Genomic DNA, 19332 nt, shown 5'->3' with positions numbered 1-19332 from the left:
GACGAAGAGTCTGGGAACCGGCGCGAATGCGCCACCCCGAATCCTCGTCGCCGTCGGTGCCAAGACCTACGCCCGCGCGTGATCCCGTACGAAATCCGTACAGTCATACATCGCTGACCTGCGAAAACGCAGATTCTCCCCGAGGGAACCGTAGATGACGGAAACAACCGTGGAGGCGGCCGAGCCGACCTCCATCACCTCCCGGACCGAGTTCGGCCGGGCCCTGACCGCCCTGCGAACCCGAGCAGGACTGTCGATCCGCGATGTCGTCGACGCGTCCGGCGCATTGCACGGCACGGTCGCCGGGTGGTTCTCCGGACAGCACCTGCCGACCCGTGCCAGCGAGCCGGCCTTCCGCGCTGTGCTCGCGGCGTGCGGGGTAGCCGACGAGATCGAGGCGGACACCTGGATCGCGGCTGCGCGTCGTGCCCGGCAGGCACGGACCAAGCGCCGGGACACCGGCCCGATCCCCTATCGCGGTCTGTCCTCCTTCGAGGCGGAGGACGCCGAGTGGTTCTTCGGCCGCGACGACATCACCGAGGACGTTCTCCGCCGGATCCGCGCCGCGGTCGCCGGGCAGGGGCCGAGGGTGATCCTCGTCGTCGGTCCCTCCGGTGCGGGCAAGTCGTCTCTGCTGCGGGCCGGTGTCGCCGCCGCCGTCGGTTCCGACGAGACCGACCTCCGCGACTGGAAACCCGTCGTCCTGACCCCCGCGTCGGCAGGACCGGACAAGCTCGCCGGTGCCCTCGACGTCGATCACCCGACCGTTCTCGTGGTCGACCAGTTCGAGGAATTGTGGACCGCCGGCGAGGAAGAGGACCGCCACGACTTCCTCGAACACCTCGCACAGCCGCCCGACGACATCGTCGTCGTCCTCGGACTCCGGGCCGACTTCTACGGACTGGCCGCACGGGAACCGCACCTCGTACCGATCCTGGAGTCCGGGCCCGTCGTCGTCGGTCCCATGTCGGCGGCCGAACTCGAATCCGTCATCGTGCAACCGGCGGCCAAGGCGGAGGTGACCGTTCCACCGGAGCTGGTGAAGGTGCTGCTGACCGATCTCGCTCCCCGCGCGTCGCGGACGAAGGACGAGCCCGGCACACTCCCCCTGCTGTCCCACGCGTTGCTGCGGTTGTGGCAGCGGGCCGAGCGCCGGACGCTCACCGTCGCCGACTACACCGCGGTCGGCGGTATCTCCGGCGCTGTCCAGCAGACCGCCGAGGAGTTGTACTCGGAACTGACCCCCGAACAGCAGCACCTCACGCGCCGGGTGTTCCTGCGTCTCGTCAACGTCGACGACGACACCCAGACGCGACGACGCACCCCCCGCAGCGAACTGGCGTTCGGGGACGTCGACGCCGTGGACGAGATCGTCGACCGTTTCGCCGACGCCCGGCTCCTGACGGTCGACGAGGATTCCGTCCAGCTGAGTCACGAGGTTCTCCTCACCGCGTGGGGCCGGCTGCGCGGATGGATCGATGCCGACCGGGCGGGCCTCGCGGTCCACCGCGAACTCACCCGCGCCGCGCAGGTGTGGGAGGACAGCGGCCGCGACGACACCACCCTGCTCGGGGGTGGCCGGCTCGTCCTCCACGACGACTGGAGTCGCGTCGACGACAACGCCGACGCGCTCAACGACACCGAACGGGAATTCCTCACCCGGAGCGTCGCGCACCGGGACGCCGAAGTCGAGGCGGAGCGTCGCCGGACCAGGGTGCTCCGGCGGCTCGTCGGCGCCCTCACCGTGACAGCGGTGATCGCCCTCGTACTGGTGGTCGTCGCCACCACAGCCGGAATCAGCGCGCGCACCGAACGCGCCGACGCCCAGCGCGCACGCGACGACGCGATGTCGCGTCAGATCGCGACCGTCTCGACGCAGTTGTCGGCCACCGAACCCGCTCTCGCAGCACAGTTCGCCCTGGCCGGTTACCGCGTCGCCGACACCGTGGAGGCGCGCTCGGCGCTGCTGGACACCACCGGTGTGCGTACCCCCGTGCGTCTGACGGGACCGGCCGGCCCCCTCCAGGCACGCAGCACACCAGACGGGAGCACTGTGGTCAGTGCCGCATCCGACGGCACGGTGCGGTTGTGGGCGGTGGGTGAGACCGGACCGTCGACCACCCCGACCGCGGAATTCGGTGCGGGAGACGGTGCCGCCGAACTCTATGCGCTCGCGGTGTCGCCGGACGGCGACTCCGTCGCGGTCGGGGGTCAGGGCGGAATCTGGCTCTGGGACATCCGTGACCGCACCTCCCCGCGGCAGCGGGCGGTGCTCGCGAACTCCGATCACACGGCATATTCCCTCGAATTCTCGCCGGACGGAAGGCAACTCGTAGCAGGAACGGGCTCCGGTACGGTGCTGCGATGGAACACGAATGCCGATGAGGTGAGAGAACTGCCCTCACTCGACCATTCGGTCGAAGGTGCTGTGTACCCGGCCTTCTCGCCCGAAAATCGGTGGCTCGTCGTGGCCGGCAGGCAGATGTCGCTGCGGGTGTGGGACGTGCAGGCGCAGGATGCCGGCACGCGACCGGTGTTCGAGACGCTGCCGGACGGCGGCACCGAGAATCTTCTGTCGGTGGCGTTCTCGTCCGACGGCCGCACGGTCGCAGCCGGCACCACCCGGCGCCACGTACTGCGTTGGAACATGGTCGATCCCGCGGCACCCGTGCCCCTCGCGGCCCTCGAAGGATTCACCAGTTATGTCAACACCGTCGCGTTCGCTCCGGACGGTCGTCGCCTGGTCGCGGGCAGCTCCGACAACACGGTCCGCATCTGGGCGGACGGAACGACTCCCGGCGCCGCGGAATCGATCACGACACTGCCCGGTTCGAATCCCGTGACCTCGGTCGTCTTCACCGACGGGGGTCTCGCAGTGCTCACCGCGGCACTGGACGGCTCGGTCGGGTGGTGGCCGGTGCCCGGCCCGGTCCTGCCCGCGGACGAGGCCGTCTACGTCACTCCCGTCGACGCGGACGGCACCCTCGTCCTCTTCGGCCAGGGACGGTCGAATGCCCTGCCGCTGTGGAACATCGCCGATCCCGGTACGGCGGCGGAACTGCCGTCCCTGAGCCCGCCCGTCGAGGATCGGTTCAGCGGTGCCGCGGCACTGTCGAAGACCGGATCACTCGCTGCAGCAGGAACATCCGACGGGTCCGTGCACCTGTGGGATCTGGCGGACCCTGCAGCGCCGCAGTTCGCCGGGACAGCCGAGGGCGTCGTCACGGGTGTCGTCGGAGTGGTCGAGTTCGCTCCCGACCGACCCGTGGTGGCGGTAACGGCGACGGAGGACGCGAAAGTCGCGATCGTCGACGCCTCCGATTTCGCTGCTCCGCGCGTCGTCGGCACCTTCGAGGCAGACGACTATCCGTACATGCTGTCGTGGCATCCCACTGCCGACATCGTGGCCGTAGCGAGTGCCGGCGGTCTCGTCGAACTGTGGGATCTTTCCGATCCCACCGACCCGACGCGGATCTCCGAGCTGTCCGGATTCGAGAGTCAGGCGCAGACGGTCGCGTTCGGTGGCGACGGAACGATCCTGGCCGCGGCGAGCGCCGACCGCAGTGTGCGCCTGTGGGATGTCGCGGACCCTGCCGCCCCACGCGAACTGGCGCGGATCACCGGGCCGGCGGACGCGGTGTACTCGCTGCACTTCTCCCCCGACGGGGATCGTCTCACGGCCGGCGTCGGCGACGGGTCGGCGTGGATCTGGGACGTCACCCGACCGAGCTCCCCCACCACCCATGCGGTGCTCACCGCCTACGGAAGCCGGGTCTACGACGCCACCTTCGCGCACGACGGAGCGGTGCTCGTCGGAGGCGGCCCGGACCGTTCCGTGCGACTGTGGCAGCTCGATCCCGAGACCGTCTCGGCGACACTGTGTTCCACCGTCGGCACTCCGGTGACCGAAGACGAATGGGAACGGCACCTGCCGGGTGTGCCCTACCGGCCGCCGTGCGGCGACACGGCGTGAATCGAGGGAGCGGAAGATGTTCCGACCGAGCCGGATTCATCCGATTGCAGGATACGCACGCGCCGCGCGGTGTGGGAACGTCCCTCATGGGGGATTCAACGCATCGATCATCGGAGGAAGCATGTCTCGTATTCGCAGGCCGGGTCTGCGCGCGGTTCTGACGACCGTCACGGTGGCGGCGGTCGCATTCGGTGCGCCCGTTGCCGCCTCGGCCGCTCCCACCGGCAGCGCCGGCAGCAACGATCTGCCGGGCAGTGTCGCCGATCTGCCCGGCAGTGTGTCCGAACTGCCCGGCAGCGTGATGGATCTGGGGGCCCGCGCCATCGATCTGGGCAGCGTGATCCTGGAGAACGGATCGTCGCTGCCGACGACGCAGAAGTGCAACCAGTCCCGGAAGTCGGGTGGCGCGGGGGTGACCAGCACCTACCATGATCTGGGGCGTAGCGGCCCCACCTCGTTCGTCCTCACCTACGAGACGGTCAACATCCCGGACAACATCGAGGTTCTCTACCAGGGACAGTTGATCCACAGCACCGGCTACGTGGGCGACAACCTCAACGAGGGAACGGGATCCGTCGTCGTCTCCGTCCCGGCGGGAACCGCGACGACGGTGCTGGTGCGGGTGACCGGCCCCGACAGCACGGCGTGGGAGTACACGGTCAACTGCCCGGTCCTCTGACGGTCAGATCCGTAGGGCGGTGAACGGCGCAACCGGGATGTTGCGCACGACGAACCACACCGCCGTCAGGACCAGCACGAGGTGCGGGGTCCACCGGTATCGCGTCCACCGCGGCATCGGTGTGTCCCGCACCCTGCTCGACGTCCACAGACCGAAGACCACGGTGAGCACGCCCAGCGCGACGAGACCGAGGGCGTTGTAGTGCAACGCTGCCGGTACGTCGAGATGGACGAGCGAGTACAGCATCCGCGACGAACCGCAACCGGGGCACAGGATTCCGAACAGTGAATAGGTGGGGCACGGCGGGATGACCCCGCCCGGCGTGGTCGGGTCGGCCCACGCCACCGCGGCGCACACCGCGACCGCACCCGCGGCGATCGCCATGGGGGCTGCGAGCGCGCGCCTCGTCCTCATCGCGCCGTGCGCTCCTCGAGCCGGGCGCGCACCCCGGGCCATTCGTCGTCGGTGAGGGAGAACAGGGCGGTGGTCCGCCAGCTGCCGTCGCGGCGCCTGCGATGCTTGCGGAGCAGACCCTCCTCGGTGGCGCCGAGCCGGCGCAGGGCGTCGCGCGAACGGGTGTTGCGTTCGTCGGCGTGCCAGGTCACGCGCACGGCCCCGAGGTCGTCGAAGGCGCGCTGCAGCAGAAGCAGTTTCGACTCGCTGTTCACGTGGGTCCGCTGCACTCGCGTCGACAACCAGGTGTAGCCGATCACCAGCGTGCGGTGAGCCGGTTCGAGCAGGTAGTAGGACGTCGACCCCAGCACCTCGCCGGTCGCCCTGTCGACGATCGCGTAGGGCAGCCGGTACGGATCGGCCACCGCCTCGCGCACGAAGGTGCGCGCGTCGTCGAGGTCGCGGATCACGAGGTGCGCCCAGGCGAAGATCGTGTCGGGATCGTCGGCGGCCTTCAGCAACCCTCCGGCGTGGGAGTCGGCGAGGGGCTCGAGTCGGATACGGGGACCCTCGAGGACGGGATGTTCCGTCCAGTTGTCGTTCATCACGCTCTCCCGGTCGTCGTCGGACGGCGAGCGTAGTCCGTCCGTTCCGTCTGCTGCCACGGAGTTCGGGGCGGGACGCGCAGGAAGACGAAGAACAGCACGACCAGCAGGACCGCGCGTCCCCACACTCCGATGTGGACGAGCGTGAGCGGCAGGGCCATGTCCGTTTCGCCGGCGGTCGCGGCGAACCACCGGAAGATGCCGATGCCGATGGCGAGATCGGCGAGGAGATAGGCGGCGACGAGACCCCACGGCACGCGCAGCAGGATCAACATCGGCAGTAGCCACAGCGTGTACTGCGGTGAGTGAACCTTGTGGAAGAGCATGAACCCGCACAGCATCGCGGCCCCGGTACCGAGCCACGGATAGACGCCGTCGCGGAGGTATCGGCGCCATCCGAGCCACAGGGCGAGCGCGAACGACAGCGCGACCAGCGTCGGCGACAACTGGGCCACCAGCTCGTTGTACTGGGGAGTGTTCTCGTATTCCTGGTAGCCGCCCATCAACGGTCGCAGACCCCAGTACCAGATGGAGTTGCTGGTCCCGTCCGCTTCCCGGTTCTGCTGGAAGGCGAACGACGCCCGCCAGCCCTCGTAACCGAGGATCGCGAAGGGCAGGTTGATCGCGGCGACCGTCGCTGCCGCCGTGCCCGCGACGGCGAGGGCGCCGGGGACGTCCCGATTCCGGTCCGGTGAGCTCCCGCCGGTGAGGACATAGGCCATGAGCGGCAGAACGAAGATGCCCGGATAGAGCTTGAGACAGAAACCCACGCCCAGCAGCACCGCCGCGACCACTCCTCGGGTCCGCAGCGACCAGCGTTCGATCGTCAGCACCGCGACGGCGGCGACGGTGACCGCCACGACCGGCAGGTCCCAGTTGAGGAAGGCGTAGAGCACGAGCGGCGGCGTGAGCGACCACAACAGCGCGGCCCATCCGGCCATCCGGGCGAGCAACCACGCGGTGACCAGCCCGAAGGGGGCGAGCAACAACGCCGACTGCAGGAGGAACTCCGCATCGGTGTGGGCGCCGATGGCCCCGATCCACATGAGCACCCCGCTGAGCACGGGGTACTCGACGGTGCCCCCGGTCAGCGCTCCCGACGAGGTGATGCCCCCATCGACGAAGGGGAAGACGTGGAGGTTGATGCCGCGGCCGATCCACAATTGCTGGATGTCGGAATAGCAGACGTCGGCGTCCTTGATGTCCTCGAACCGCAGCGTGCGACCCTCGGCGTCGAAGGTAGGGCCGGCGCACCGGGCCTTGTTCAGGTAGCCGAACCACATCATCACCGCGCACGTCAGGACGGCGACGAGCGAGACGGTCCCGGAGCTCGTGCGCATGTCCTCACCCTAGGACAAAACCCCTGCCCGCGACGGTCGGCGATTTCGCTGGTCGCCGGGCCGTCGTGTACCCTTCATGGGTTGCTGACGCAACGACCCTCCTGTCACGGAACGTCCGTGACCGTTCACAGTCCATAGGAGGTGATGAGGTCTAATGCGTCATTACGAATTGATGATCATCCTGGACCCCAGCCTGGACGAGCGCACCGTCGCTCCCTCGCTGGAGACGTTCCTCAACGTCATTCGCCAGGAAGGCGGCAAGGTCGACAAGGTCGACGTGTGGGGTAAGCGCCGTCTCGCCTACGAGATCGCCAAGAACAGCGAAGGCATCTACGCGGTGATCGACATCAGCGCGACGCCTGCTGCCGTTGCAGAGCTGGATCGCCAGCTCGGCCTGAACGAGTCGGTGCTCCGCACCAAGGTTCTGCGCCACGGCAAGTGAGCCTGTCGGCGCCGGGCCGTAGGCTCTGGCGCATCAGGACTCCCCACACTGCAGGAGGAACCACATGGCAGGCGACACCGTCATCACCGTGGTCGGCAATCTGACCGCCGACCCCGAACTGCGTTTCACCCCCGCGGGTGCTGCGGTTGCGAACTTCACCGTCGCATCCACGCCCCGCGTGTTCGACCGTCAGTCCAACGAATGGAAGGACGGCGAGGCTCTGTTCCTGCGCTGCAACATCTGGCGTGAGGCAGCGGAGAACGTGGCCGAGAGCTTGACTCGCGGCTCGCGTGTGATCGTGCAGGGCCGGCTCAAGCAGCGCAGCTACGAGACGCGTGAAGGCGAGAAGCGCACTGTCGTGGAGCTCGAGGTCGACGAGATCGGCCCCTCGCTCCGTTACGCCACGGCCAAGGTCACCAAGGCCGGTCGCGGTGGCGGTGGCGGAGGCTTCGGTGGTTCCTCCGGTGGATCGGGCGGTGGCCGTCCCGCTCAGAACACGAACGTCGGCGGAGACGACCCGTGGGGCGACGCCCCGCAGTCGGGCTCCTTCGGTGGTTCCGGGGACGACGAGCCTCCGTTCTGATCCGACCTCGATCGGAACATCCAAAATTACGGAGAACGACCATGCCTAAGTCGCCCGCGCGCGAGAAGGTTTTGAAGAAGAAGGTCTGCACCTTCTGCAAGGAAAAGAACGTGCAGATCGATTACAAGGACACGACGCTGCTGCGCAAGTACGTCAGCGATCGCGGCAAGATCCGCGCTCGCCGCGTCACCGGCAACTGCGTGCAGCACCAGCGCGACGTCGCTGTTGCTGTCAAGAACTCTCGTGAGGTGGCTCTGCTCCCTTACGTCTCGACGACTCGCTGAGGAAAGGGAGGGACACGATGAAGCTCATCCTTACTGCTGACGTGGACAACCTCGGTGCGCCTGGCGACACCGTTGAGGTCAAGGACGGCTACGGCCGCAACTACCTGCTGCCCCGCGGCCTGGCGATCGTCGCCACCCGTGGTGCCCAGAAGCAGGTCGAGGGCATCCGCCGTGCTCAGGAGGCTCGCGCCGTGCGTGGCCTCGAGCACGCTCAGGAGCTCAAGGCCGCCATCGAGGGCCTCGAGGACGTCTCGCTGAGCGTCAAGACCTCGAGCGACTCGGGCAAGCTGTTCGGCTCGGTCACCGCTGCCGATGTCGCCGGTGCTCTCAAGGCTGCCGGTGGCCCGGTTGTCGACAAGCGCATCGTCGAGCTGCCCAAGGCTCACATCAAGGCGACCGGCAAGCACCAGATCGTCGTGAAGCTGCACCCGGATGTCACCGCGAAGTTCACGCTGAACGTCGTGGCTGCCTGATTCCGGCCCCTCGAGGAGCCCCGCGCCTGGTCGGCGTGGGGCTCCTCGTCGTCTGTGTACAGCCTGTGGATAAACCGGGGGGTAAACCACACCGTTGTGACTCCTCGGAATGTCGTTCGGGGAACGAATGGGTGAACACGCCCGGCCCTCCGACACGCCGAAATTCTTTTTCTCCACAGGTGTGAACAGGCATTTTTCCGCTCCTACCTGCGGTTACGGGAGATGTGAGATGTGTTGTCCCCAGGTTGTGCACATCCGGTGCACAAGGCTGTCCTCCTCTTTCCACAATTCATCCCCAACTGTGTGCACAACCCGAGTTGTGGAGGGTCATCCCGATCCCTAACGTCGGGCGCACGACTCCACACACAGGATGTCGGTAGGGGCGAGTAGAACCGGACACGAAACCCCGGGTACCGACACCGGGAGTGCGTGCAGGTATCCGCCGGAGCACAGCGCGCCGGACGGGGACATGTGGAGGAAGGCAGGCACTGCAGTGGCCGTCGTTGACGATCGTGGAAATCCCGAATATTCGGGACCTCCCGAGGAACCGAGTGGAGACTTCGGTCGACAGCCCCCTCAGGATCTCGTGGCCGAGCAGTCCGTGCTCGGCGGCATGCTGCTGAGCAAGGACGCCATCGCCGACGTCCTCGAAGTGCTGAGGCCCGGCGACTTCTACCGTCCGGCCCACCAGGCCGTGTACGACGCGATCCTCGATCTCTACAGCCGTGGCGAACCCGCCGACCCGGTCACCGTGTCGGCCGAACTCGACCGGCGCGGCGAACTCAAGCGACTCGGCGGGGCCGCCTACCTCGTCACGCTCACCCAGACCGTCCCCACCGCGGCCAACGCCGGCTACTACGCCGAGATCGTCGCCGAGAAGGCCGTCCTGCGCCGACTCGTCGAGGCGGGCACCCGCATCGTCCAGTACGGCTACGCCGGCGCCGACGGCCAGGACGTCGCCGAGATCGTCGACCGCGCGCAGGCGGAGGTCTTCGAGGTCGCCGAACGACGCACCACCGAAGACTTCGTGCCGCTCGAAGAACTTCTGCAGCCCACGATGGACGAGATCGACTCCATCGCCAGCCGCGGCGGTATCTCCCTCGGCGTGCCCACCGGTTTCGCCGAACTCGACGAGCTCACCAACGGGCTGCATGCCGGCCAGATGATCATCGTCGCCGCGCGTCCCGGTGTCGGTAAGGCCCTCGCGCTCGACACTCCCCTGCCCACCCCCACCGGCTGGACCACGATGGGCGAGGTCGGTGTGGGCGACGAACTCCTCGGCGCCGACGGCCGCCCCACCCGCGTCCTCGCCGCCACCGAGGTCATGCACGGCCGTTCGTGCTTCGACGTCGTGTTCTCCGACGGCACCGTGATCGTCGCCGACGAGCAGCACCAGTGGCGCACCGGCGACGGCGCGATCCGCACCACGGGCGAACTCGCCGCCACCGCCGACGCGGGGCACACCGTCGCGAACACCGAGGCACTGTCGTTCCCGGCAACAGAGCTGCCCGTTTCCCCCTTCACGCTCGGTGCGTGGCTCGGCGGCCCGTCGTCCGATCCCGAACTGCACATGCGTATCGACGGCGAAGGTGGCTTCACGAGCGCCCTAGTCGCGCTCGGCGCCCACATCCCCGCCGAATACCAGCGGGCATCCGAACCGCAGCGTCGCGAACTCCTCGCGGGTCTGCTCGATGCCGGTGGAGAGATCGACGACGACGGCACCATCCGGTTCGTCGGCTCGTCCGAGCGACTGGCGCAGGGCGTCGCCGAACTCCTGTCGGGCCTCGGTTACGCACCGGTGCTCGACGGCACCGATATCTCCTTCGTCACCGACGACGACGTCTTCGTCCTGCCCAGCAAGGCCGTGCGACACAAGGAATGCCGCGCCGCAGCGCCGCGCGAACGCCGCATCGTCGCCGTCCGTCCGGTTCCCTCGGTCCCGGTGCGGTGCGTCGAGGTCGCCGGCGACCACATGTACCTCGCGGGTCGCGCGATGGTGCCCACGCACAACTCCACGCTGAGCATGGACTTCATGCGGTCGTGCTCCATCAAGCACGGCATGGCTTCGGTCATCTTCTCGCTCGAGATGGGCAAGACCGAGATCGTCATGCGTCTGCTGTCCGCGGAGGCGAAGATCAAGCTCGGCGACATGCGATCCGGACGCATGACCGACGACGACTGGACGCGTCTCGCCCGCCGCATGAGCGAGATCAGCGAAGCGCCGTTGTTCATCGACGACTCGCCGAACCTCACGATGATGGAGATCCGTGCAAAAGCGCGGCGACTCAAGCAGAAACACGACATCCGTCTCATCGTCATCGACTACCTGCAGCTCATGTCGTCCGGCAAGAAGGTCGAGTCGCGTCAGCAGGAGGTCTCCGAATTCTCGCGAAGCCTCAAGCTTCTCGCGAAGGAACTCGAGGTTCCGGTCGTCGCGGTGTGTCAGCTCAACCGTGGTCCCGAGCAACGGACCGACAAGCGGCCGCAGGTCTCCGACCTGCGTGAGTCGGGCTGCCTGCCGGCGTCCACGCGCATCATGCGCGCCGACACCGGCGCCGAGGTCACGCTCGGCGAGCTGCTCGAGTCGGGCGAACAGCCCCTCGTGTGGTCGCTCGACGAACGCATGCGGATGGTCGTCCGGCCTATGGTGAAGGTCTTCCCCAGCGGCCGTAAGGAAGTCTTCCGATTGGAGCTGGCCTCGGGACGTCGTGTCGAAGCCACCGCGAACCATCCCTTCCTCACCATCGACGGCTGGATGCCGTTGGGCGAGTTGGTCGCCGGTGAGCGTGTTGCAGTGCCGCGTGCGGTGCCCACACCCCTCGACGTGATACCCGCATCCGACGACGAGGTGGCCGCTCTCGCAGACACCGCCGTGGCCGGCCGACTGATCCCCACCCGGGCGTTCTCGCTCCCCAAGGAGCAGGTCGCCGAGCTCGTCTGCCACATCTGGGAAGACAGCGGTGAGGTCGCATGGGACGCAGGCGCTGCCCGCGCCGTCGTTCGCTACGGGTCGGCGGAGCGTCGTCTGGCCGACGACCTCGCGCGCCTGCTCCTGCGCATCGGCGTGTTCGCGCGGATCACCGATGCCGGCGAGGGCTGGGACCTCACTGTCACCGGGGCGGAGAACCAGGCGGTCTTCCTCCACGACGTGGGCAAGCACGGAACCGCGGCGCAGTGGGTCCTGGCGCAGCTCGGACCGAAGCTCGTCAAGCACAGCCCCGACACCGTCACCCCCGAGATCGAAGCCGAGCTCGGCGAACTTCTCGCCGTCGAGCAGCTCGCCCCGATCGGGCCGGTCGCGGCGGCCACCCCGCGCACCACCGAGGGTGCACGCTCGCGGCTCGCCCAGGTCGCCGATGTCCTCGACACGGCCGACATCGACATGGTCGCCACCAACAACGTGTTCTGGGACGAGATCGTCTCCGTCACGAGTCTCGGCGAGCGCGACGTCTACGACGGAACGGTGCCCGGCACACACAATTTCGTCGCCGACGGCATCGCGGTGCACAACAGCCTCGAGCAGGACGCCGACATGGTCATCCTGCTGCACCGCCCCGACGCCTTCGAGCGCGACGACCCGCGTGGTGGCGAGGCCGACCTCATCGTCGGCAAGCACCGTAACGGCCCGACCGCGACCATTACCGTTGCGCACCAGCTGCACCTGTCGCGGTTCGTGGACATGGCGCGCGGCTGATACGAGTCGTCGCCCCGCCCGGCGGCGGGGCGACAGAGCGTGTCCCGAGGACGTGGAACCTTCGGCGAACGACGTTCAGCAGCAGGTAGGTGCGACTCCTGTCGTCGAAGGTTCGTTCTGGCGCTCGTCTGCCGTGCCCGCCGTGCAGCACGCCACGTCGCCGGTCTCTCGCGGGCCGTCGAGATGCTGCGGGCTCGACCCGAAGGTCTCCGAATCCGCCAGGACGGTGTACACCTCCCACTTCTCCCCTGTCGGACCCGTCACCCACGCCTTGTCCTGCGCGGCGTAGCAACAGGTCGTGCCCATCTCCTCGTCGGCGAACAAGCCCGCCTCGGTCAATCGGGCGATCTCGGTGTGCACCTTCTCGGACGAGTCGACCTCGACCCCGAGATGGTTGATCGTGCCGCCCTTGCCCGGGTTCTCGAACAGCACCAGCTTCAACGGTGGATCGGCGATCGCGAAGTTGGCGTAGCCCGGTTCGAGCTTGGCCGGTTCGGTGCCGAACAGTGCCGTATAGAAGGCGACCGCTTCGGACAGGTCGTCGACGTTGAGGGCGAACTGGATGCGTGACATGACTGCCTCCACCTGTGTGACATATGTCGAATTACCGCTCACAGGATGCTTCTGTATTTCGACATATGTCAAGAAGGTAGTTAGGCTCGAATCATGCCGAAAGCACTGCCCGTGATCGATGTCCGCGCCCCGATCTGCTGCGAGCCGGTATCGGCCGCGCCGATGAGCGACGACGCCGCCCTCGAGGTCGCGTTGCGGCTGAAGGCCCTGGCCGACCCGGTGCGCATCAAGCTCATGTCGATCCTGCTCACCGCCGACGAAGGTGCGGTGTGCACGTGCGATCTCGCCGCCGGTGTGGATCTGGCGGAATCCACGGTGAGCCATCACCTCGGGCAACTGCGCAAGGCGGGCATGGTCGAATCCGAACGACGCGGGATGAACGTCTATCACCGTGCCCGCGCCGAGTCCCTCGAGGCGCTCAGGGTCGTCCTGGATCCGAACTGCTGCCGCTGACGGTCGCAGACATATCCTCGAGGTGGAGAAGCGGCGAGGAAGGTAGTGATGACGTTCATCAAGATGTGCGGACTGCAGGACGAGCCGACGGTCGATCTCGCCGTCGAACTGGGCGTCGACGCGGTCGGTTTCGTCCTCGTCGAGAGCCCTCGTCGCATCTCCCCGGATCGGGCCGCGACGCTCCGCGCCCGCGTGCCGGCGGGAACACTCGCCATCGGCGTCTATGTGAATGCGTCCCTCGACGAGATCATCACGACGGCCCGGGCAGCGAATCTCGATCACGTCCAGGTGCACGACCTGCGATCGCCCGACGACGTGCGCGTGCTGCACGACGCAGGATTCACGGTGATCCGCGCGATCAACACCGGAGGAGCCGAGGCGTTGTCGGAGGATTTCGGCGCCGACCTGCTGCTCGTCGACGGCGCAGTCGCCGGTGCCGGGAAGACGTGGGACTGGCAGGACCGCAGTGCCCTGCCGACCGGCCGGTGGGTCCTCGCGGGCGGGCTGAACCCCGACAACGTCGAGAGGGCACTTTCCACGTCCGGGGCTTGGGGTGTCGACGTCTCCAGCGGCATCGAGGCCGAACGCGGCGTCAAGGATCCCGGTCTCATGCGGGCGTTCGCGCAGGCGGTCCGGAGAAGCGCCCCGGAGTGACCCGTCCGGGGCCGAGCCCCGGAGTGCCCCTGCCCGGGTGATCCGGCGTCAGTGCGCCGCGTCGGCCCTTTTCCGCCGCGGGATCAGGTGCATGATCAGCACGACGATCGCACCCACGATCAGGCCCATCAGAGCGGATGCCACGGTCCCCGCGGTCCACGACAGCACGCCGCCGAATCCGCCGTGCACGAGCTCGCCGAACCAGTGCTCGAGATCGTGCAGACGATCGGCAGGCCAATGGAATCCGGCCTCGCCGACGTTGACGAGCAGGATGTGCCCACCGACCCACAGCATGGCGGCGATGCCGACCACGGTGAGAACGGTCATCAGCTTCGGCATCGCCGTCACGAGACCGCGACCGACGCGCTGAGCGAAGGTGGACTTCCGTTTCGCGAGCGCCAGGCCGACGTCGTCCATCTTCACGATCAGGGCGACCACGCCGTACACCAGGACGGTGATGAGGACGGCGACGACGATGAGGACGAGCAGGCGGGTCAGGAAGGGTTCGTCCTCGACCGAGGCCAGCGAGATCACCATGATCTCGGCCGACAGGATCAGGTCGGTGCGGATCGCGCCGCCGATCATGGCCTTCTCGAACTCGGGGCCCTTCTCCGCCGCGGTGGCCTCTTCTTCGTGGTGGCCGCCGGTGAGCGCTTCGTAGACCTTCTCGGCACCCTCGTAGCAGAGGAACAGACCGCCGGCGATGAGCAGATACGGCAGGGCCTGCGGGAGGAACTGACTCAGGATCATCGCGACCGGCAGGATGATCAGGAGCTTGTTGCGGATCGACCCGATCGCGATCTTGCGGATGATCGGCAGTTCGCGATCGGGGGTGAACCCGTGCACGTAGCGGGGGGTGACGGCTGTGTCGTCGACGACCACGCCCGCTGCCTTGACGCTCGCCCTGCCGGCTGCGGCGCCGATGTCGTCTATGGATGCCGCGGCTGCCTTCGCAAGTACCGCGACGTCGTCCAGAAGGGCGACGAGACCACCAGCCACGGGAACCTCCCACAGTTCGGCTGCACCGAGCCGATCGACCGACACGCAATTACGAGTCGTCTCGGAACGCTACCGGACCTGCGACGACGTGCAACGCAGTGTCCGGAGCATGTCGGGGACGACGTGCGTCCACACCGAGCGCCCTACGCGGACGCCCGGCGTGACAGACCTGTGGGTACCCGGTGGATGCGGTTGCCGAACTCGATCATGCCGGCGATGTCAGTTCGGCGATCAGTGCCTCGACCTTCGCCCGGATCTCGTCCCGGATCGGACGCACGGCGTCGATTCCTCGTCCGGCCGGGTCGTCGAGCACCCAGTCCCGGTAGGACGTACCGGGAAATACCGGGCAGGGTGTCGCCGCATCCCATCGTGATCACGATGTCGGAGGTCTGCACGGCGTCGGCGGTGAGGATCTTCGGGTTCTCGCCGGAGATGTCGATGCCGACCTCGGCCGTGGCTGCGACCGCAGCAGGGTTCACCTCGTCGGCGGGTGCGGACCCGGCGGAACGGACTGTGATGCGGTCCCCCGCGAGACGACTCAGGAAGCCGGCGGCCATCTGGGACCGACCGGCATTGTGCACGCACACGAACAACACGGACGGAACGGCGGTCACGACGCACCTCCGGCACGGGCGACGAAACGTGTGCGCAGAGCCAGGGCGACGTACACGAGTGCGACGAGGACGGGTACTTCGATGAGGGGGCCGACGACTCCCGCCAGTGCCTGCCCGGACGCGACCCCGAACGTGCCGATCGCGACGGCGATGGCGAGTTCGAAGTTGTTGCCCGCGGCGGTGAAAGCGAGTGTGGTGGTGCGTTCGTAGCCGAGTCCTACTGCAGCGCCGAACAGATACCCGCTCCCCCACATGATCGCGAAGTACGCCAGCAGGGGCAGCGCGATGCGTACGACGTCGAGTGGGCGCGAGGTGATCTGTTCGCCCTGCAGCGCGAACAGGATCACGATGGTGAACAGCAGTCCGTACAGCGCCCACGGCCCGAGGCGCGGCAGGAAGGTCTGCTCGTACCAGCTGCGGCCCTTGGCCTTCTCGCCGAATCGACGAGTGAGGAAACCGGCGACGAGCGGGATCCCGAGGAAGATCAGCACGGATTTCGCGATCTCCCATGGGGAGACGTCGAGACCGGTCTGCTCGAGGCCGAGCCATCCGGGCAGCACCGACAGGTAGAACCAGCCGAGAGCGGCGAACATGATCACCTGGAAGACCGAGTTGATCGCGACCAGCACAGCCGCGGCTTCCCGGTCGCCGCACGCCAGGTCGTTCCAGATGATCACCATCGCGATGCAGCGCGCGAGGCCGACGATGATCAGACCGGTGCGGTATTCGGGCAGATCCGGCAACATCAGCCACGCGAGCGCGAACATCAGTGCGGGACCGACGATCCAGTTGAGGATCAGCGACGAGATCAACAGGGTGCGGTCGCCGGTGACCGTGTCGAGACGGTCGTAGCGCACCTTCGCCAGCACCGGATACATCATGATCAGCAAGCCGAGGGCGATCGGCAGTGAGATTCCGTCGATCTCGATGAAACCCAGGGTTTCTCCGAGCCCGGGAATCATGCGGCCGAGCAGCAGGCCGACGACGATCGCGGTGCCGATCCACACGGGAAGGAAGCGATCGAGTGTCGACATCCTGCTCATGACGGGACTGTCCACCGCGGTGCGCTCGCTCATGCGGGTACCTCGGTCGATTCGATGCCGAGCACATCGGAGAGTTGCCGTAGTGCGGTCGGAACCACCCAGTAGTAGACCCAGGTGCCGCGACGCTCGCACTCGAGCAGGCCTGCCTCGCGCAGAACTCTGAGGTGGTGCGAGATCGTGGGTTGGGACAGGTCGAACGATCCCGAGATGTCGCATACGCACGCCTCACCGCCGGCATGGCTCGCGACGAGCGACAGCAACCGCAGACGCACCGGATCGCCGAGGGCCTTGAACATCCGGGCGAGGTCGACGGCGCGATCGCCCGTCAGGGGTTCGCGCACGAGCGGAGAGCAGCAGACGTCGTCATCCGCGAGATCTTGATTCGACACGCGTCTATATTGACATATGTCGAATCTGCGGACGAATCCGGATGGTGAAGCTGCCCGGATCGGACACGGAACAATGGCGGCATGGCCAACTCGCCGTCCGGTGACTCGATGCTCGACCGCGTCGTCCGCATCCTCGAGTCGTTCGACGACACCCAGCCCCGTCTGACCGTCGGGAGTCTCGCCCGCAGGTCCGGCATCCCGCAGGCCACGACCTACCGGCTCGTCGGCGAGCTGGTGCAACACGGTCTGCTCACCCGGGACGACGACGGCCGGGTACGGCTCGGTCTGCGCCTGTGGGAGCTCGTCGCGCGCAGTGCACCCGCGCGCGATCTGCGGGAGGCAGCGCTGCCCTTCCTGCAGGACGTCCAGTCGGTGGTGCACCAGCACACCCAGCTCGCTGTCCTGCAGGACGACGAGGTCCTCGTCCTCGAACGGCTGTCGGCGTCCGATTCGGTGGTCAACCAGGCCTCGGTCGCCCGTCGGCTCCCCGTCCACGACACGTCGCTGGGAATGTCGATGCTCGCGTTCTCGCCTGCGGAGGTGCAGGAGTCCTATCGGCGACGGCATCCCGAGGTGGAGAAGCGGTTCGCTGCGACGACGAGAGATTTCCGTCGCGCGCTCGCGGAGGTCCGTCGACGGGGTTATGCGCGCTTCGACGGTGTGCTCGACGAGGGCACCACGGGCATCGCGGTCCCCGTACTCACACGGTCGGGTCATGCCCTGGCGGCGCTCGGCGTGGTGGTGCCCACCGGTGCGTCCCGGCAGCAGGCCGTCGTGCCCGTCCTCATGGCAGCTGCCCGCGGCATCGCGCGCGGAGTGGGCGAGCGACCACCGGACTGACCGGACCGTTTTCTCATTGAACGAGAAGATGACGTGTGCGGTGGGAGAGGCGCACGACACTCGACGGGACGCGAATCGGATACGCGCAGCGAAGGATGAACACATGAACGCAACCCGCACGGTCGTCACCACCGAAGTCGGCATCGTCGGCGGGGGCCCGGCAGGTCTCATGCTCTCCCACCTCCTCGCGAAGGCGGGGATCGACAACATCGTCGTCGAGAAGCGTGATCACGAGACCATCCGGACCACCCACCGTGCGGGCATCCTCGAGCACGGCTCGGTGTCGCTGCTCACCGAGAGCGGAGTCGACACCCGTGTCCTGAACGAAGGGCACCGCCACGACGGCATCGATCTGCGCTTCGGGGGCGAGAGCCACCGCATCGATTTCCGGGACCTCGTGGGTGAGTCGGTGTGGTTGTATCCGCAGAACGAGGTCTTCGTCGACCTGGCCGCATCGCGCGAACGCGACGATGGCGATGTGCGCTACAGCGTCTGCGATACAGAGGTTCTCGACATCACCACCGACGCACCGAAGATTCGGTTCACCGAATCCGACGGCACGCCGGTCGAGATCCGGTGCCGCATCCTCGTCGGTGCAGACGGATCGCAGAGCATCTGCCGCAAGGCGATTCCGGGCGACGTCCGCACCGACCACTTCATCGAGTACCCCTTCGCATGGTTCGGGATCCTCACCGAGGCTCCGCCGAGCGCACCCGAATTGATCTATGCGCGTTCGGATCAGGGATTCGCCCTCATCAGTCAACGCAACGAGTCGGTGCAGCGGATGTACTTCCAGTGCGACCCGTCCGAGGACGCGTCGACGTGGAGCGAGGACCGGATCTGGGACGAGCTGCAGAGGCGTGTCGACGGCCCCGACGGTTTCGAACTGAAGCGCGGCCCCATCTTCGAGCAGATGGTCCTGCCGTTCCGCTCGTACGTGTGCGAACCGATGCGGCACGGAAATCTCTTCCTGGCAGGCGATGCCGGCCACACCGTTCCGCCGACCGGTGCCAAGGGACTCAACCTCGCCCTGGCCGATGTCCGGGTGCTCTTCCGCGCGCTCGACTCGTTCTTCTCCACAGGCTCGTCCGACCTGCTCGACGCCTACAGCGACACGGCGCTGCAGCGCGTGTGGAAGGCGCAGAACTTCTCGTACTGGATGACCTCGATGCTCCACACCCGTGAGGACGCAACGTCGTTCGAGAACAAGCGGGCACTGGGCGAACTCGCCGCGGTCGTCGGCTCCCGGTACGGACAGCAGTATCTCGCGGAGGCGTACACGGGCTGGCCCGACCGCTGAT

Annotated in this window: 18 protein-coding genes and 1 pseudogene; 11 read left to right on the top strand and 8 right to left on the bottom strand. The window is 67.3% G+C overall.

Going from position 1 to position 19332, the window contains the following annotated elements; translation table 11 throughout:
- The first annotated feature begins 154 nt into the window (after positions 1-154).
- Complete coding sequence (locus LPH33_RS24690) at positions 155-3973, top strand: helix-turn-helix domain-containing protein (RefSeq protein ID WP_229566521.1); 3819 nt, start codon at positions 155-157, stop codon at positions 3971-3973.
- 121 nt (positions 3974-4094) lie between these two features.
- Complete coding sequence (locus tag LPH33_RS24685) at positions 4095-4652, top strand: hypothetical protein (protein ID WP_229566519.1); 558 nt, start codon at positions 4095-4097, stop codon at positions 4650-4652.
- A 3-nt stretch (positions 4653-4655) separates the two neighbouring features.
- Here the strand turns inward: LPH33_RS24685 and LPH33_RS24680 are convergent, their stop codons facing one another.
- From LPH33_RS24680 to LPH33_RS24670, 3 genes are read right to left on the bottom strand one after another with little or no spacing between them, the layout of a single operon-like run.
- A complete protein-coding gene (locus LPH33_RS24680) occupies positions 4656-5036 on the bottom strand; it encodes a DUF2752 domain-containing protein (RefSeq protein WP_420714506.1) in 381 nt (126 codons plus the stop codon).
- A 26-nt stretch (positions 5037-5062) separates the two neighbouring features.
- On the bottom strand, positions 5063-5650 hold the full coding sequence (locus LPH33_RS24675) for a GNAT family N-acetyltransferase (protein ID WP_229566516.1): 588 nt from the start codon (positions 5648-5650) through the stop codon (positions 5063-5065).
- Positions 5650-6990: a glycosyltransferase 87 family protein gene (locus tag LPH33_RS24670; RefSeq protein WP_229566515.1), complete on the bottom strand. Its 1341-nt coding sequence runs from the start codon at positions 6988-6990 to the stop codon at positions 5650-5652. The genes LPH33_RS24675 and LPH33_RS24670 overlap by 1 nt, the downstream gene beginning before the upstream one ends.
- 154 nt (positions 6991-7144) lie before the next feature.
- Between LPH33_RS24670 and rpsF the strand changes: the two genes are divergently transcribed.
- The 5 genes from rpsF (at position 7145) to dnaB (ending at position 12466) form a co-directional block, all read left to right on the top strand.
- Positions 7145-7432 (top strand): 30S ribosomal protein S6, encoded by a 288-nt coding sequence (rpsF, locus tag LPH33_RS24665; RefSeq protein WP_006550802.1) that lies wholly within the window; start codon positions 7145-7147, stop codon positions 7430-7432.
- A 64-nt stretch (positions 7433-7496) separates the two neighbouring features.
- A complete protein-coding gene (locus LPH33_RS24660; RefSeq protein WP_006550801.1) occupies positions 7497-8015 on the top strand; it encodes a single-stranded DNA-binding protein in 519 nt (172 codons plus the stop codon).
- Between the two features lie 41 nt (positions 8016-8056).
- Complete coding sequence (rpsR, locus tag LPH33_RS24655; RefSeq protein ID WP_006550800.1) at positions 8057-8299, top strand: 30S ribosomal protein S18; 243 nt, start codon at positions 8057-8059, stop codon at positions 8297-8299.
- A 17-nt stretch (positions 8300-8316) separates the two neighbouring features.
- Entirely contained in the window at positions 8317-8772 is a 456-nt protein-coding gene (rplI, locus tag LPH33_RS24650) for a 50S ribosomal protein L9 (RefSeq protein WP_026061132.1), read from the top strand.
- Between the two features lie 469 nt (positions 8773-9241).
- A complete protein-coding gene (gene dnaB, locus LPH33_RS24645; RefSeq protein WP_267499181.1) occupies positions 9242-12466 on the top strand; it encodes a replicative DNA helicase in 3225 nt (1074 codons plus the stop codon).
- A 75-nt stretch (positions 12467-12541) separates the two neighbouring features.
- Here dnaB and LPH33_RS24640 read toward each other — a convergent pair whose 3' ends face one another.
- The gene (locus LPH33_RS24640) at positions 12542-13039 is read right to left on the bottom strand and encodes an ArsI/CadI family heavy metal resistance metalloenzyme (protein ID WP_229566513.1); all 498 of its coding nucleotides are present in this window, start codon (positions 13037-13039) and stop codon (positions 12542-12544) included.
- Positions 13040-13132: 93 nt separating this feature from the next.
- Here LPH33_RS24640 and LPH33_RS24635 point away from each other — a divergent pair, with 93 nt between their 5' ends.
- Positions 13133-13492, top strand: coding sequence for an Rv2640c family ArsR-like transcriptional regulator (locus LPH33_RS24635; RefSeq protein WP_060652524.1), 360 nt, complete (start codon positions 13133-13135; stop codon positions 13490-13492).
- Positions 13493-13540: 48 nt separating this feature from the next.
- A complete protein-coding gene (locus LPH33_RS24630; RefSeq protein ID WP_229566512.1) occupies positions 13541-14146 on the top strand; it encodes a phosphoribosylanthranilate isomerase in 606 nt (201 codons plus the stop codon).
- A gap of 48 nt (positions 14147-14194) precedes the next feature.
- Here LPH33_RS24630 and LPH33_RS24625 read toward each other — a convergent pair whose 3' ends face one another.
- The 4 genes and pseudogenes from LPH33_RS24625 to LPH33_RS24610 form a co-directional block, all read right to left on the bottom strand.
- Positions 14195-15145, bottom strand: a complete 951-nt coding sequence (locus tag LPH33_RS24625; RefSeq protein WP_229568506.1) for a DUF808 domain-containing protein — start codon at positions 15143-15145, stop codon at positions 14195-14197.
- A 205-nt stretch (positions 15146-15350) separates the two neighbouring features.
- A pseudogene (locus LPH33_RS24620) lies at positions 15351-15759 on the bottom strand (arsenate reductase ArsC).
- Positions 15756-16835 carry an ACR3 family arsenite efflux transporter gene (arsB, locus tag LPH33_RS24615; protein ID WP_324256223.1) on the bottom strand — a complete coding sequence of 360 codons (1080 nt, stop codon included), beginning with the start codon at positions 16833-16835 and terminating at the stop codon, positions 15756-15758. Before arsB ends, LPH33_RS24620 begins: the two are co-directional and overlap by 4 nt.
- Positions 16832-17191, bottom strand: a complete 360-nt coding sequence (locus LPH33_RS24610; protein ID WP_229566511.1) for an ArsR/SmtB family transcription factor — start codon at positions 17189-17191, stop codon at positions 16832-16834. Before LPH33_RS24610 ends, arsB begins: the two co-directional genes overlap by 4 nt.
- Positions 17192-17272: 81 nt before the next feature.
- Here LPH33_RS24610 and LPH33_RS24605 point away from each other — a divergent pair, with 81 nt between their 5' ends.
- Positions 17273-18031 carry an IclR family transcriptional regulator gene (locus LPH33_RS24605; protein ID WP_060652530.1) on the top strand — a complete coding sequence of 253 codons (759 nt, stop codon included), beginning with the start codon at positions 17273-17275 and terminating at the stop codon, positions 18029-18031.
- Positions 18032-18134: 103 nt separating this feature from the next.
- The gene (locus tag LPH33_RS24600) at positions 18135-19331 is read left to right on the top strand and encodes a 4-hydroxybenzoate 3-monooxygenase (protein WP_229566510.1); all 1197 of its coding nucleotides are present in this window, start codon (positions 18135-18137) and stop codon (positions 19329-19331) included.
- Position 19332 lies beyond the last annotated feature (1 nt).

Source organism: Rhodococcus sp. RDE2 (genome assembly GCF_020885655.1).
Classification (GTDB): domain Bacteria; phylum Actinomycetota; class Actinomycetes; order Mycobacteriales; family Mycobacteriaceae; genus Rhodococcus; species Rhodococcus pyridinivorans.
This window is presented reverse-complemented; position numbering and strand designations above follow the sequence as displayed.